Source organism: Planctomycetaceae bacterium (assembly GCA_041398785.1).
Lineage (GTDB): Bacteria > Planctomycetota > Planctomycetia > Planctomycetales > Planctomycetaceae > JAWKUA01.
Map to the genome: position 1 here is coordinate 93,899 of JAWKUA010000017.1, position 15,656 is coordinate 109,554.

Sequence of the window (15,656 nt, forward strand, 5' to 3'; positions counted from 1 at the left end):
CGATGCCGTTAGCGCCGAAGGCAGTGCGATCGTGGATCCGCCAGGATTAACGCGATCGTAACGTGCGAGCCGCCACAAGGCTGTCGCTGCCGTTGTCGATGTCGTCTGGAGCGTCCAGAGGCATCGGCAGCATGTTCTTGCAGTTCAACGAACAGAAAATCGCGAAGGCCCAGCTGATCGTCGTACGGAGTGGCCTGATGGTCGCCCGCACTGATTTCCGGCGATCGGATTCCCAGTACTTCGCTAAACGCCAGTTGTTGTCCTTCCACACCGAAAACCACACCGCGATCGAAAGCATTGTCTTCCGCTGGATAGAGTCCGTTCTGAGTTGCTGCGGCATATTCTGCGTCCGTTGATACTGCAGCGATGAAGCCGTCATTGGTCACTGGGTTGTCATCCAGGTTCCAGCCGTCTCCCAGATTCTTGTCTATATTCAAAACGGGTAATGAGACATTGTCGGAATCCATCGCATCCACCAGGTTGACCGCGAACTGAGCCTATATGCCGAAGCTGGAGCATGAGTGTAGAGCGACGTTCCAGTGCCCGCGTTGGGATCATTCGGTTGTGTGTAGTCGCGGATTTCATTTCCGCTGGCGGCAATTTCCGCTCCGCCGATTGTGTATAGCAGCACGTAGATATCACGAGCGAGTTGCTGTCGATCGGGTGGCGAGCCCAGAATTCCCGCTCTCCGAAGGTGTTCGGCGGGAAATTCGGCAGGCTGACCGGCGGTATAGGAGGAATCGTATTGATCGCCGTGACTCCCGCACCCTCCACGGTCGCGTCCGGATGTTCGGTCAGCGGACGGAATCGCATGCCGGCTCGCTGCAGGTGTAGGCCAGAAAACGAGGCGTGCCTTCTCGCGGAGTCTGGCGTTGCGATCCACGTCCAGAATGTGATTGACGCTCAGTGGAAGCTGACCAATCAGGTTCCGCACTTCGCCCGGTTCCACGGTCGTCCGACGAACCTGCGGCCGAAACGATCAAGCGTGCTATACGGCTGAGCAATTCCAAACCGCGGCGGGAACCCAACAGCCCGTCACCGTTGCCGAAGCCGTCATTGTCGGTATCAGCACCGTCGGTGTCCGCCGTCCATTCCCACCATCGCGGCCCGTCGTCTCCGGCCTGGCGCGGGACCACTGTTCGTACGCTGTATGGTCCCAATTCTCCGACTGGTGATCGGCCCGTACCGCAGAGAATGACTTAACGTTGTGAACCGATCGACCGGCCTGAGTCAGCGGTATCACTGAACGTAAATGGGTCGAGATCACTCAAGCGGCTGCTGATTTCACTTACACCCTTATCCGCAACGTCGGGCAGGTGCCCCTGAATCAAGTCCTGATATCCGAACATCTGGTCGTCGGGACGCAGCGTTGCATCCTGGTCCACGATCATTTCCAGCGGATCGTCAAGAGCCGCGTCGAAGAACGGCAGCGTCACCAGGTCATCGGGAGTCCCATAAGCCTGATCCGGTCCCATCAAATAACGCGAATCATTCAGCGCGCCGGAGCGAGACTGCCAAGCAGGCTGTAACCGGTATACAATAGCCGACGAAGGACTGCTGCCCGCGCTCCATGACTAGATTCGGAACGCGCACGTCGTTGCCCAGGGTTGTCCTCGTCCCGGAGTAATCCAGCGGATGAACGAACCCTTTGACACGCCCGGTTTCCGACGCAGCCACACCTTCCAGCACATCCGCATTGTCATCGTATCCCTTCTTGCCAACTTTCGGCGCCACCGATCATCCGCACGTCGAAGTTGATGAGCCCCGTTGCATCGGTGGCAATGTCACCAGAGCGACCAGGGCGAGGCAGCGAAGCAATGGTCCGTCCGGCATTGAAACGATGGTACCAAAGATACTGTCTCCCCAGCGGGCCTTCAAAAACATCTGTAGTCGCCCGCCCCTTCAATACGGCCTGTCAGCAGCCAGTTCAGTTCCATGTTGGCCTGTTGCTGACGACTCACGGGTTCGAACCATACCAGTCGGTGAATTCCGTGCCGGCGTCCGAACATCAGCGCTGCCCAATATGGACTGATTTCGTTCGGTCCGAGTCCCTGGTTCGACTGGGGAAACCAGCCCGTTCAGCATGACGGTGCCAACCTGGCCGGGAACCGTGTTATTTCGAGCCAGTCCGGATATATTGCCGTGGATGTTCAGATCAATCAGGCCGTCCAGATCCAGGATAGTGAACGAATGCAGCGTGACGAAATACTCGCCGTTCGCGGTCTCCTGCACCGGATAGTTGAAGTCCATCCGGGGATGCCTTCACGGATTCCGTCGCCGTTGTCGGAATCCAGTTCAAACTGAACCGTTCCCGAGCCCCCGGTCGTTGACCGGGCGATGCCCTGTCCAGACACTCCAGCTTCGGCCAGAAATCGGGCTAAGCTGGTGCTGCCGGCTGTCACGCCCCGCGAACGCCTTCATTGGGTCGGAACGGAAACTCACCGCTGGCAAGCGGCAGCGAAGCAATCAATGCTTGCGTCGGCGGGTCGCGTCACATCCAGGTACCGAAACACGGGCGTGCCGTCGATGCGGTAGCCGCCAATGTGTTCCGGGTGGAGGGGCGAAACGATCGGAACCGGTATTCGGGATGAGCCGTGTGGTCGTACCAGTCAAAGTCCGTCGGCACATTGGGTGAACCGTCAGCGGGGTCGCCGTTGAATTGTGCGGACTTCAAATACTGCGGACGGAAGAATGACGGAATAATGACCGGAACGCGTTCATACCGGGGCACCGCGGCGGCTCCGTTGTCACGAATCGCAAATCCCTTGTAGGCGACGAACAGGCTGTTGATGTCCGGGTACGTGTAGTCAACGTCCGGTTGAGGGACCGCATCCGCAATTCAAAAATAGTCTCGACCGGCAGTGACCTGATCTTCCGTAAACCCGGTCGGCGACAGTGGCGATGGATAGCCGTACGCAGCAAGAGCGTCGACAAAGTTCAGGCGATTTTCCAGAACCGTTGTCCAGGCATCTTCGGTGCCGTCGAAATCAAGGTCATCCACTGCCGGGAGACCTGTTGTTATATCGTAAATGACGTGAACCCCCGTGCCAGTGTGAGGCGCCAGGTCGCTGCCGATCTGGTTTCGCAGGATCGAATGGCGATTCGTGGGACTCCAGACAATGCTGGCCTTCTGGCGGTTGTTGGCGCCGACGATCAGTTGTTCCATTGCCCACGGGAACGGATCGTCCGTCTCACTGACCGCCGCCTTCGCCGCTTCGGAAAAATACTCCGCGGCCGCGCGTTCCTGAGACGAGAACGTCAGAAAGAACATGCCCGTAAACGCCAGCAGCCCCAGCAGCGCCAGGACAATAATCAGCGTCGAACCACGGCGATTCGATTTTGTGACAGGCAGTGATTTTTTGTGGAAGCGTTTCATAGTCACCGGCTCCTTGAAACCGGACGCGGCCCGCTCGATAAAGAGCGATGGTTCACGGCAGAACACCTGAACCCAATGATGTGTATTCAAGCGGAATGTTCCGTCCCAACTTTTCATCCTCCCAATTTGGAAGGTCCAGCGCAGCGAGGGGACGGAGCACGCCGTGTCTTCATTCCTGAACCAGTTTTGACACGATCCTTGAATTCGTATTCCAGCCCCAGTTCCCTGGCGATGGCAAAGGCGACCGCTTCTGCGTTATGCTCTACGTCTTTGTCCGAAAATCGCAGGACGGTCCATCCCAGCAGTTCCAATTTGCGTTGACGTTGCAGATCGCTTTCTGCGGTCGCGTCGTGATACCCACCATCGATTTCCACGATCAACATTTTTGCGACGCAGGCAAAATCAACGATCCAATTCTCGATTGAATGCTCGCGACGAAACTTCAGTCCGCATACTTGCCTGGCACGAAGAACGCTCCACAGCAAGCCTTCGGACCGTGTTTGATTCTGACGTCTTCGTCGCCGAAAACTCGTCGGCGACTGCCGATTTGACTGGTTACTCACGGCCGACATCCCCACACTCGTATCTCGCGCCCCTTCCTGAGTGACGTCAAATATTCTTCTAACGTAATTTTGATCCTGGCATCCGCCTAACCCTCCCGCTGTGCGGGAGGGTCGCCGATCAAGCGGCGTTCAGCCGATTGATCCAGGGGAGGGCCGACTGCACTGACTGCCAGTGCAACCGCGCGGTCAGCCCTCCCCTCGCATGATTGGCTACACGCCGATCATCCTCGACCCTAGTATCTTCCGCCGTGCGGGAGGTCAACGATCAGCCGGCGTTCAGCCGACCATCCTCACCCTCCGCGCGCGGAGAGGGTCGCCATCAACCGGCGTTCCAGCCGGTTGATCCGGGGGCCGACTGCGCCTGACTGCCAGAGCAACCGCGCGGTCAGCCCTCCTCGCATGATCGGCTAAACGCCGATCATCCTCGACCTCCCGCTGTGCGAGAGGGTGAAAATGTCCACGGGCTGTTGCCTGTGGATCGATAAGTTCACCACTCGCGGATTCAGATCAGTGCAAGGCACACCTGATCCGCTGGCACGATCACTCTGTCAGTTAGAATCAGCGACAGTTGACGAATTGATTGAGAATTCTGATCAGAAAGCGAATCGTCAGCCGCACAGACTTCAGCGGCCGACGGTTGTCGACGATTCCCAGACCAACGTGCTGGGAGCCAACTCCGCGACACCCGTACTTCAGAGATCCGCTTGTCAGGAACTCTGGGGAAGTTCGGAGGAGTAGCTGCCGACGTGCCATCTACGACACAGCGGTAGGCAATCTGGAATTTCGGTTCAGGAATTTCATCGTATTGAAAAGCACCATCCGATGCCGTCGCACCGCTACCGTCCACCCACGGAGCAAAGACGACTTGTCCGGCGGTATAGTTTGTCCCAGCCGTCCAGTACCCAAGGTTGTTCGGTGCCGGAGCAAACGGCGACGACGGTCCCGGCGGAGTATCATTCTGCCTTGGCGGATCGAACGCGTACGCGATGTACGGCGGCTGCGATTCGGCGATTTCCAGCGTCCCGCTGCCGTCCACGTCGCGGGTCACGCCGCTGTGCCCGTGTCAAAAATATGTGGCAGCTGGCGGTTTGCAGCGGGAACTCCGAACCGCCTGACAGCGGTCCATAACTGAACTCGCCCGGCGTTTGAACCAGTTCCATGAACCTGCAGGCTGCGGCGAATGTGATAGTCACCGACATTGCCCGTTGCGATGGCCGACGTCAAATCGCCGTAACCCGGCGTGACGAATCGTCCCAGCCGATCGTCCCAGATTTCCACCTTCAGATCATGCACATTGGTCAGCAGCAGGTCTTCGACTCGGCGAGCACCGCCGCGGCCGTTTCCGGTCGCGTCCCGGTATTGTTCGACAAGACCGACCGACGGATTCAGGTTCAGCGGAGTCCCCGCGACATCCATCGGATTACCATTGCCGATCAGTCCTCCGCCCGTCGATTCAAACCGGCTGGGAGCAATTGGATAGTTGAAGTCAATAAACGACGTTTCCGCCTGCACATACCGGCCGATGAACTGCGCTGTCAGCGCGTTGTCATGTTCCCGCGAACATCCCGTGACCGGATTGAATCCAAAACGAAACCGCGGATTGCCCAGCGGAGTGGTTCCTCCGCCAAGCGTCGAATTATCCAGCGAATCCACGCCGATGAACTGCACATTGGTTGGCAGGTTGAGCGTAAAATTCACCGGTATCCCGGAAAAATCAAAGTGCCGCCAGAAGTCGTTGATGGGAATGACGTTCCACGACGTTGGCGGTGAGGTACCAGCCGGCAGGAAGAAATAGTCGGGATCACCGGGGTTGATCTGATCAATTGCTCCGGGGTTGCCAACGAAGTAGAAGTGCCCCCCGTTGCCGGCACCAAGTCCCAGATCGGGATCCGACTCGTCGATGAAGTACGGATGGTCACCGATCGGCGGAGGTCCCGGCTGACCGGTGCTGCGTGGTTCAACGCTGTAGTCCTGACCGGCGATCGGCAGCGGATCACGCAGCAGGCTGACTCGCCGAATCAGGTCGCCGTTGCGGACAAACAGGCTGATTTCCGCCGCACGCGAACTGGCGACGCCGTTCGTAAAGATCTGACCATCGTCCGCTTCGGGCTGGTTCGGGTTGAACCGAATCGTTGTCCGGCGATCTTCGTTCAGTGCTTCCGCGAGCGCGTCGTACAGCAGCTTGCTGGCGCCGAAATACGGGGACTGGTCCGTGTTCTCGACCAGATTATCCGCGTTCACCGTAAACTGAATGATGTCGTCCAGACCGCTATAGGGATCGTTGGTGGAAATATAAATGTAGCCGGCTCGATTTCCGAATGGCGTCGGCGATGTGGAATTCAGTTCTCCGGGGTAATAGGGAAACGGATATCGGTTCGTTCGTTTGGCAAAGTCGGCTCGGATGATTGTCGTCAGCGTGCGCGCCCGCTGGTCATTCTCCGAGATGCTGCGCTGCTTGCTGACGCTGTTGGTTGCCATCGAAAAGATGCTGGTGAACATAGTCATCATCAGCAGCACCAGCGCAACCGAAACCAGCATTTCGACGAGAGTGAATCCTCGTCGAAGGCTGCCGGCCGGCGAGTGTTGACGTCTGACGCGGTTCATAATTCAGCCTTTTGATGGCCCGGATTCAAAATCAGAATCCGTCCGGAATGTTGCGTGATCCCATCGGATAGATATCCACAATCCCCGTCGGGAACATGGCACCGGCGAACGTGCCGCTGCCGTTCAGCGTACTGTCATCGATGAAGTCAGTTCCCGCTGCTTCGCGAATCGCTGTTTCGGTTGTCACGATGTAATCGTAGGTGTCCCAGGGAGGTCCCGTCGCCAGCAGAGGCTTCGTCTGGACATCCTGAATTCGGTACCAGACACCATTCAGGGCATCAAAGATGAATTTCCCCTTGCGAATATTGGGCTCCGTTCCGTCGGTCGCGTTTGCGACAAACACCTGATAGCTGCTGACTCCCGGAGTGCCGGCCACGAACGTCGCCGGAAACATGCGTTCGTCGGCCGGGTCGACGCCGTTGGCGAACCGAACGATGACGTCAATACTGCGAGCCAGCCCGTCACTGCGGCGACGAACGTTCAGCATCCACGTAAACTGATTCTCACGATTGGACTCCAGCCGGACCATACTGACCAGCGGTGTATCCGGAATCAGATCGCCGTCCGTGTCGAACAGAAACTCATTCGGCAGGTACCGGAAATCGGCGATGCCATTCTGGTCGTAATCGCGATCGATCGTTCCGTCCGCATTGGTATCTTCTGACCAGTACACGGAATTTGTGCCCGTATCCAGGTACGTCAGCGGGAATGACTGCGAGATATTGCTGTCTTCATTGAAAATCACGATTCGGTAAACACCGGGGTCCGGAATCAGCAGATTGCCGCCGCCGTCAACGGGCGTCAGCAGGTCTGATGTGGGTACCTGGCTGAGATCCAGGTCCGAACTGAGCTGAATTCCAACGTAACCGGTTCCGTTGCTGATTAGTTGAGCGGCGGAATCCTTGATGGCGGCTTCAATCTGAGTCGTCCAGCCGTCGCCCTGCTTCGCCAGTGTCGTGCCCAGAACCTGGAGTGCTCGATAATGTGCTGCAGTCGCCGGAATGAACGGTGCGCCGACGCTGCCGTCAATATCCCAGCCCTGAACCATGTGCAGCCCTCCGCCATGTCTGGGGATGACGGGTGTCAGCAGTCCGGTGGGATCGTTTCCGAACAATCCCGCGTAGCCAAACTGTCCGTCGGCCACGTGAGTGTAGAAACCAGCCGGGTCGACGATGTAGTTCCGAGTCGCCGGAAAGCGAAAATGTTCCGTCAGCAGATCCAGGCTGCCGGCAGCCGGTCCGGCCAGATAGTCACCGTCCGGATCAAAGATCAGCCCCGGCTGCATGTCCAGCAGAGTTTCCACGTTGTACTTCGTGATCGCTCCGTTGGTCAGTTGCGTTGCCTGGATGGACCGCAGCATCGATATCGGAAACAACACGGCGACCGACGTCACGCCGATGCTCATGATCATCAGCGACATCAGCACTTCCACCAGCGTCACGCCGTGACGGGCATGAGCAGCGGGATTTCGGTTCACAGAAGTCGGCTGTTTCATGGTGCCACATCTCCGGTTTCTGCAAAACGATACGGATCATCGGCCAGCCCGTCGGGTTCCGCAAAGTTGCCATCGTTGTCGATATCAACCGGATCATTCAGATCAGGCGCCCCGCCACCGAATCCCACATAGGAATTGATTTGGTTGATGGAAATTCCACCGGTCTGAGTGAACACGCTGACCATGCGGCGGTCTTTGACGATATGCGTATCCGACAATCCCAGCCAGGCGGTTCCGCCCGACGCCAGGTTCGGATCGATTTCATCCATTGGAATGAACGGCAATCCTGCAGCGACGGCCGAATCAAAGGCATTCAGTGCCACCAGCGGAGCAACGGCTCGTGACGCCGCAATGCCATTCACATACTGCTCCTTCAGAAACAGCGAATCTTCCGAATCGCAGACATAAAAGTGGAGCACGCCCGCGGCCGCCGCGTCGCCGATCACATTGCCTCGCGGCGAAAACACGATGTCCATGTAGCCGGAATAATTGCCGTTGCCGGTATTGGCCGGACGCCAGATGTCGGGAACTTTGGAGCCGTCCAGGTCGATCACCGTGCCTTCAGGAAGAATGGCCGGATCCTGTGGCAGAATGCGGGCCGGCAATTCAATTTCATAAGTCAGATCGCGGTGAGCAATCGTGTCTGTTGGATCGCCGGGATCGGCATAGGGAATCTGCAGGATCAGAAGCTGGTCATCCGCCGGAGCAACCGTGGTGTCGATCAGCGATGTGTCGATCGGATACCAGTTGCCAGTCGGTCCCTTCGGGATGCGGATTCTCAACCCGTCGACCAGCCAGCCGCGACGTTTCAGATTCCACCAGCCGGGGTTATTGAATCCATGCACCAGCGTCACGTCGGCACCGGGAGCCGTGCGTTCCAGATTGATGCCGCTGGAATTTTCCGGTGATCCCCAGGTGCCTCCCGGAGCAATATAGGCCATTGTCGAAATTGTCCGGCTGACCGGAGAAGGACCGGCAGCGACTCCACCCGGCGGCGGTTCAATAAACAACCGGACTCCCCGCGGTTCCTTGCTGTAGATCGCCCGGTCGCGAGCACCCGCCAGAAAGGACTGAACCTGCAGTGCTCCATTCCGCACGCGATCGGCGTCCCGGCTGAACTTGACCGTCGCCAGCGTGATTGACGCCAGAATCAGGACGATCGAAATCACGACCAGGATTTCGATCAGCGTATACCCGGAACGCCGGACCACGCACTGGCGGTTGTGAATGGAAAGCCGTCTCATTATCGCCGACCTCCCATCCGCCGATTGCGGTTACTGATATTGTCTGATAGCTGATCGATCAATCCGGCTGGATCCACTGGATTTGGGCTTGCGGCTGTTGTTCCCGCATACTGTGCGAGGTTGCCGAAGATGCCGGCGCCGGCGTTGAAATCGTTGGGTTCCCGCAGCCCGAGCCGTTCATCAGGCCCGGCGGAAATCACCAGCGGCGCGTGGTACGTATCCGGCGTGTGATACTTGGCTTCGTTGAATTCCTGCGTCAGATCGATGCCCATGTTGATGTACTTGGGATCTTCGATGAACGTGTACAGGATGCCGACGGGATCATCCGGATCAACCAGCAGCAGATCTCGCTGCGTCACCGGATTGCCAAGCGAATCCAGAATTGGAACAGACTGAGGCGGCAGACCCTTGAAAATCAGGCCGGCATAGTCGCGTTCCGTATTGGTGATTTCGCGTCCCTCTCCGTCGACGATGCCGTCGATATTATCAGGGACCGGATCCACTTCTGTCGGATCATTCGCATTGAAAAAATCCGGTGCGAACGGATTGGGAGCTGTGGGATCAATCAGACGAGTTGGCCAGCGATACCACCTCAGCGGATTGCCCCAGGCGTCGAGGAATTCCGGGAGGCCGTCTTCGTCGATGTCACCGACTTCGGCCGAGGTAAATGAATCCGCATCAACGGGCGACGAACCAAACGTGCCCGAGGAGATCAAAGTGAAGTACAGCAATTCCGCGCTTTCCGACGAATGCACATCTTCACTGGTTGCAGCCGTCGCTTCGTAGGCCTGATGTTTTGCGTAGTTCTCACTGACCCGCGTATTGATCTGAGTGATTGTCGGATTTGCAGTGCCTTCATTGACAAGCTGCGTGCGAGCAATCGGGTACGCCTGTTTGCGATACACAGATCCCGGCAACCCGGTCACTGTATCGGAGACTGCTGCTGACAGGCCGGGACCTGTCGGAGGTGTATCGAACCCGGCGACCAGTTCCACATTTCGCTGAGGAAACTCAAACCGGAACCCGGCCTTTCTTGCCAGCAACAGAATGGCGGGCGGTGCCTCGTCCGGATGCTGTTCGAAATAGTCAAACCGACCGTCAATCTGCCGCAGCAGCAGCACGGTGCCGCGCACATAGTCATCGCGACGGCTGCCCTTGAAGGCTCGATCGAACGCTTCAATCCGCTGTTCCAGCAGGCGGTTGACTTTCAGAATTGTGACCTTGGTTGCCTCTTCTTCCGCCTGCTGAACAACGCCCGCCATCACCACGAATGTCAGAGACATCAGGATGGCAATAACCGCCACGACCATCAGCAGTTCCAGCAGAGTAAAACCGCTGCGCCGTCGATGAATGGTGATTTGTGGTGTTGACATGATTCCGCCTACTGGCGAGAGAAACAGGGAACAGGCAAGCCGCAGGGCACTAGCCCCGGTCTTGGTCGCAGCAATCAGGGGCTAGTGCTGCGTCAGGCATGAATCGATGGGTCGTGTGCCACTGGCTGTGCCAGTGTTTTCAAAGGTGGAGGACACTGGCACAGCCAGTGGCACACATCAAAGCACGATGGACAGGGCACTGGCCGCCTTGCGGCTCGCGGATGAATAATGAACGTTATGGCCTCAGGCGCCTCACCTGGGCAAAGTTTGCAATGTTGTCGCGTTCAAGTGGACGGTTGGAAAAATCCACATCACTGGAATAAACCGGCGTGCTGTGAAATCGGTCCAGGACCTACGGTAAAGGTGGGCGGCCTGATGTCGAAGCCGAACTCACCGTCGATACCAGGTGAAAGGATCTGATGGAATCACGTTTCAGAGGTGTCTTGCCGTCGCCATCCACATAGAAGTTCAGTGAACCATCAGTCTTGGAGTATCCCTGACCATTGTTGGATGACACGAAGTGGTACGGCGTCTTTTGTCCGGACAGCGGATCGACAAATTCGTACATTCCGTCATTGTCAGTATCAACGAGCGTCCAATATTGAAGCCGCGTAATATGGCCCTGGCGAGTTTCGCCAGTCAGCACGAAGGGATTGATCGGGATTCTTTGAGAACCCCGTAGCGCAGGAGGCCCATTTATCGCTGGCATCGCCGTTGCCATTTATCACGATAACATTCCGCCGAGAAAGAACACCAGGCATTCGGAACTGTCCAGGAACAGTTCGTCCGTTGTATCTCCATCTTGCCATTGAAATCATTTGTTCCAGTGAATGAAAACTATTCGGCCAAAGACGCCTCAACCGCGTGCGATACTCCGCCTGCCACGGTGTCGTCGACGGATCTCCGTCAACACGATGGCACTCCATGGCTCATAGCCAAAATCATTCTTGAAGCTGGCGATCGAGGTTTCCAGGCGATTTATCTCTGCCGACACTTCTGCCTCGTAACCCTTCCGCAACACTCCCTGAATCGTTGGAATGATCAGTGCCATCAGGATACCGATGATGACGATGACGACCAGCAGTTCAATCAGTGTGAAACCGTCGCGACTTCTTCCGGAGCGGCTGGTTTTGAATGTCGATCTTCATTATGAGAGAGCTCCGTCAGGATACGGGGTTCAGATTGATGAGTGCCACTGGCTGTGCCGGTGTTTTCCTGAGCACAGAGCACTGGCACAGCCAGTGGCACACATCAATTTACGATGGACAGGATACTACTCGGTTCCCGCCACCCGCCTGCGCGAGTGCAGGCTGCGCGGGGATGCCGGTTGTGTACTGTTCCCGCCTACGCGGGAATGACGGTGATGTAAGTGCCGCCGGAACCTACTGCTTTGTCAGGCGTGGACCGATGGGTCGTGTGCCACTGGCTTTGCCAGTGTCTTCAGGGGCAGAGGCACTGGCACAGCCAGTGGCACACATCAAAATACGATGAACAGGACACTACTGGTTCCCGCCTGCGCGGGAATGACGGTGATGTACTGGGTTCCCGCATTCGCAGGAGAGGGACCATTATGACGGGGGATTATGCCAGGTCGTTCAGCAGCTTAATCAGCGGCAGGAACAGGGCGATGACGATGAAACCGACGATCAGACCCAGAACCACGACCATGATCGGTTCCAGCAAACTGACCAGCGCTTCCACTCGAACTTCAACTTCTTCGTCGTAGACGTCGGCAACTTTATACAGCATGTCATCCAGAGCACCGGTTTCTTCGCCCACGTCCACCATATTGACGACCATGTCGTCCACGATCTTGGCTTCCTTCAGCGGCACGGAGATGGTTTCTCCTTCACGAATAGCCGCGTAGATATTGTCGAATGCCCGCACGAATACATGGTTGCCCGCCGTGTCGCGGGAAATCAGCAGGGCTTCCAGAATCGGCACGCCGGAAGCAATCAGGGTTCCCAGAGTTCGCGTGACGCGCGCAATGGTTCCCATGTGCAGAATCTTCCCGATTAGTGGTATCCTGAGCGCAATCCAGTCGACAACGAATGCTCCGGTCCTGTTCTTCTTGACGATCTTGATGAACAGCCAGAACCCAATGGGCCCGATAATCAGCATGTACCAGTAACTCATCATCCAGTCGCTCATGTCAATCAGCAACTGGGTCATTGCCGGCAGGTCGGTACCGAAGTCCTCAAAGATCTTTTTGAACTTCGGAATAATGAAGATCATGATGAACGACACGATCCCGACGGCGACGGTGATGACCGCCGCCGGATAGATCATGGCTCCGACGATCTTCCGCTTCAGCGACTGCGACTTTTCCTTGAATTCCGCCAGACGCTGAAGAATGACTTCCAGAGCACCACCGGCCTCCCCGGCCTTGACCATATTGACGTACAGATTGTCAAAGGCCTTCGGCTGCTTGGCCATGGCTTCCGACAGAGTATTGCCGGATTCAATATCTTCGATCACATCCATCAGAGCATTCTTCAGCGCCCCCGGCTTGTTCTGGCCTTCCAGAATCCTCAGGCTTCGCAGGACCGGAAGTCCGGCGTCCTGCAAAGTGGAAAGCTGCCGCGTAAACGTTGTCAGAACCTTGGGCTTGACGCCTCCCAGCGTGAACGCCTTGCGCTTGTCATTGACGCCCTTTTTCTGCGCCGGCTTTTCCTTCTTGCGGCGTTCTTTTTCGCGGATTTTTGTAACATAGAAGCCCTTCTCCCGAATCATCGTCTGGGCTTCGGCCTCCGACGGAGCTTCGATCGAGTCTTTGACTTCAAGACCCGTGCTGTCCATCGCTTCATATTGGAAGACTGGCATACCCTTGTCTCCGATCAGCCCCGAGAGTTGGCCGTTCCGAAGGAGAAGGCAAACTCTGTTCCGGGATTTGGAAAATCGTTCTAAAGTATATGTTTCAAGGCACTTGTGAAATGTGCTGCGGAATGCTGCAGTTCCCGCCGCTGGAAGTGTTCAATTCTGCTGCTGCAAAATGCAACGCTGCAGTTTGAGGCAGGAACTAGTGAACAGTGAATAGTGAGCAGGGAATAGTGAATAGTCGACGGGGAAATAGGGGCCAGCGAGGACCGATGTTTCGCCGGGACGCACACACTGCATACTGTTTACTATTCCCTATTCCCTGTTTACTAGCTCCTGTTCATTTCCCCCTACTCCACGTCCTCCATTACGGTTTCACGGACGACTTCGTCGATCGTGGTCAGTCCGTCGAAGATCAGTTTCAGCCCGGATTCTCTTAGTGTGGACATGCCCTGAGTCCGGGCGATGTCTCGAATTTCGTCGGCGGATTGTTCCGCTGCGATGGCGTCACGAATTTCGTCGGTGACGGCCAGCAGTTCGTAGATGCCGATGCGGCCCTTGTAGCCGGCGTTGTTGCAGCGGGCACAGCCCTTACCGAAATAGAATTTGTATTTGCGAGCCGTATCCAGCGGCAGTTGCAGTTCCATCAGTAGTTCGTCGGACGGTTCAAATTCCGTCCGGCACTCCGTGCAGATGCGGCGCACCAGCCGCTGAGCAAGGATGGCTTCCACGGTTGCCGTGATCAGGAACGCGGGAACTCCCATATCGCGCAGGCGAGTGATCGCGCTGGCGGCATCGTTGGTGTGCAGTGTGCTGAAGACCAGGTGACCGGTCAGAGCACTCTGAACGGCAATTTCCCCCGTTTCATAGTCTCGAATTTCCCCCACCAGAATTTTGTCCGGGTCGTGCCGCAGGATGGCTCGCAGCACGTTGGCAAAGGTCACGCCGACGACCGGGTTGACCGGCACCTGGATAATTCCCTCGATGTCGTATTCAATGGGGTCTTCGCTGGTGATGATCTTGGTTTCGATGTCATTCAATTCGTTCAGTGCGGAATACAGCGTGGTGGTCTTGCCGCTGCCCGTCGGACCGGTCACCAGAATGATGCCGTTTGGGGCTTTGATGAGCGTGCGGAACTTACTGAGAATTCCGGCATCCATCCCGATCTTGTTCAGGTCCAGAGCCACCACGGTGCGGTCCAGAATCCGCATGACGACGGCTTCGCCAAATAGAGTGGGCAGCACGCTGACTCGCAGGTCGACCGGATTGCCGCCGACGTTCAGTTCAATACGACCGTCCTGGGGCAGGCGGCGTTCCGCGATGTCCAGATCGGACATCACTTTGACTCGGGAAACGATGGCGTTTGCCAGGTGGCGAGGCGGCGGGACCATTTCATAAAGCACACCGTCGGCTCGCACGCGGATCTTGAATTCTTCTTCGAAGGGTTCCAGGTGAATGTCGCTGGCCTGGTCGCGAATGGCCAGCAGCATCACCATGTTCAGCAGTTTTTTGATGGGTGCCGCGTCGGACAGTTCTTCGTCGGAGGCCAGGTCATAGCCTTTGATGGCGCCGCCTTCGTCTTCCTCGACGCGCAGAGAATCCAGGACGTCTTCGATGCTTTCTTCGCGGTCCGCGTAGTATCGGGCAATGGCTTCTTCGACATCGGCCAGGCTGGAGACGGCGCCGCGGACTTCATTTCCCAGAAAGTTGCGCAGGTCGTCGAGTGCCGCGACGTTTTGCGGGTCAGCCATGGCCACGGTCAGCACATCATTGCGCAGCGACACGGGCATGATTTTGTAGATTTCGGCCATCGTCTGCGGAACAAGTTCCAGCACGCTGGGCGGAATATTGGTTTCCGCCAGATTGACGACGGGCATGCCCCACTGTTCCGCCAGAGCCTCCGTGACCTGCGCCTGCGTTACCAGGCCCATGCGCACGGCGACCTGACCGATGGGTTCGCCGGAACTCTGCTTTTGCTCTTCCAGCACGTCCCACAACTGGTCATCAGAAAGATAACCGAGTTCAATCAGAATCTGTCCGAGCTTGCGTTGTGCCATGGGAAGGGTAGCAAATAGTGATTAGGGAAAAGTAAATAGCGGAGAACAGGGAAACCAAAAGACAAAGCTCGAATTTCAAGCAGCAGATTTCAAAGCTCAACCAGGAAAAACAAACTTCAATGCTCAA

13 protein-coding genes are annotated in these 15,656 nt (G+C 56.9%); 1 reads left to right on the top strand and 12 read right to left on the bottom strand.

What is annotated here, in order from left to right:
* Positions 1-8: 8 nt before the first annotated feature.
* The 10 genes from R3C19_19060 to R3C19_19105 all read right to left on the bottom strand — a co-directional run bounded on the left by R3C19_19060 (position 9) and on the right by R3C19_19105 (position 11,301).
* Entirely contained in the window at positions 9-467 is a 459-nt protein-coding gene (locus R3C19_19060) for a hypothetical protein (protein ID MEZ6062449.1), read from the bottom strand.
* A gap of 732 nt (positions 468-1,199) precedes the next feature.
* Positions 1,200-1,475: a hypothetical protein gene (locus R3C19_19065; protein MEZ6062450.1), complete on the bottom strand. Its 276-nt coding sequence runs from the start codon at positions 1,473-1,475 to the stop codon at positions 1,200-1,202.
* Between the two features lie 427 nt (positions 1,476-1,902).
* Positions 1,903-2,250 (bottom strand): hypothetical protein, encoded by a 348-nt coding sequence (locus R3C19_19070; protein ID MEZ6062451.1) that lies wholly within the window; start codon positions 2,248-2,250, stop codon positions 1,903-1,905.
* 589 nt (positions 2,251-2,839) lie between these two features.
* Positions 2,840-3,376, bottom strand: coding sequence for a hypothetical protein (locus R3C19_19075; protein ID MEZ6062452.1), 537 nt, complete (start codon positions 3,374-3,376; stop codon positions 2,840-2,842).
* A gap of 113 nt (positions 3,377-3,489) precedes the next feature.
* Entirely contained in the window at positions 3,490-3,948 is a 459-nt protein-coding gene (locus tag R3C19_19080) for an endonuclease domain-containing protein (GenBank protein MEZ6062453.1), read from the bottom strand.
* Positions 3,949-4,983: 1,035 nt separating this feature from the next.
* The gene (locus R3C19_19085; protein MEZ6062454.1) at positions 4,984-6,543 is read right to left on the bottom strand and encodes a type II secretion system protein; all 1,560 of its coding nucleotides are present in this window, start codon (positions 6,541-6,543) and stop codon (positions 4,984-4,986) included.
* Between the two features lie 31 nt (positions 6,544-6,574).
* Positions 6,575-8,038 carry a prepilin-type N-terminal cleavage/methylation domain-containing protein gene (locus R3C19_19090; GenBank protein ID MEZ6062455.1) on the bottom strand — a complete coding sequence of 488 codons (1,464 nt, stop codon included), beginning with the start codon at positions 8,036-8,038 and terminating at the stop codon, positions 6,575-6,577.
* Positions 8,035-9,282: a prepilin-type N-terminal cleavage/methylation domain-containing protein gene (locus tag R3C19_19095; GenBank protein ID MEZ6062456.1), complete on the bottom strand. Its 1,248-nt coding sequence runs from the start codon at positions 9,280-9,282 to the stop codon at positions 8,035-8,037. Before R3C19_19095 ends, R3C19_19090 begins: the two co-directional genes overlap by 4 nt.
* Complete coding sequence (locus R3C19_19100; protein MEZ6062457.1) at positions 9,282-10,655, bottom strand: type II secretion system protein; 1,374 nt, start codon at positions 10,653-10,655, stop codon at positions 9,282-9,284. Before R3C19_19100 ends, R3C19_19095 begins: the two co-directional genes overlap by 1 nt.
* Before the next feature lie 352 nt (positions 10,656-11,007).
* Positions 11,008-11,301: a hypothetical protein gene (locus R3C19_19105; protein MEZ6062458.1), complete on the bottom strand. Its 294-nt coding sequence runs from the start codon at positions 11,299-11,301 to the stop codon at positions 11,008-11,010.
* Between the two features lie 180 nt (positions 11,302-11,481).
* On the opposite strand from R3C19_19105, the gene R3C19_19110 reads away from it, so the two are divergent.
* Positions 11,482-11,808 carry a hypothetical protein gene (locus R3C19_19110; protein MEZ6062459.1) on the top strand — a complete coding sequence of 109 codons (327 nt, stop codon included), beginning with the start codon at positions 11,482-11,484 and terminating at the stop codon, positions 11,806-11,808.
* Positions 11,809-12,236: 428 nt separating this feature from the next.
* On the opposite strand, the gene R3C19_19115 is transcribed toward R3C19_19110, so the two are convergent.
* Both R3C19_19115 and R3C19_19120 read right to left on the bottom strand, forming a co-directional pair.
* On the bottom strand, positions 12,237-13,478 hold the full coding sequence (locus tag R3C19_19115; protein ID MEZ6062460.1) for a type II secretion system F family protein: 1,242 nt from the start codon (positions 13,476-13,478) through the stop codon (positions 12,237-12,239).
* A gap of 344 nt (positions 13,479-13,822) precedes the next feature.
* Complete coding sequence (locus R3C19_19120; protein ID MEZ6062461.1) at positions 13,823-15,529, bottom strand: ATPase, T2SS/T4P/T4SS family; 1,707 nt, start codon at positions 15,527-15,529, stop codon at positions 13,823-13,825.
* Positions 15,530-15,656 lie beyond the last annotated feature (127 nt).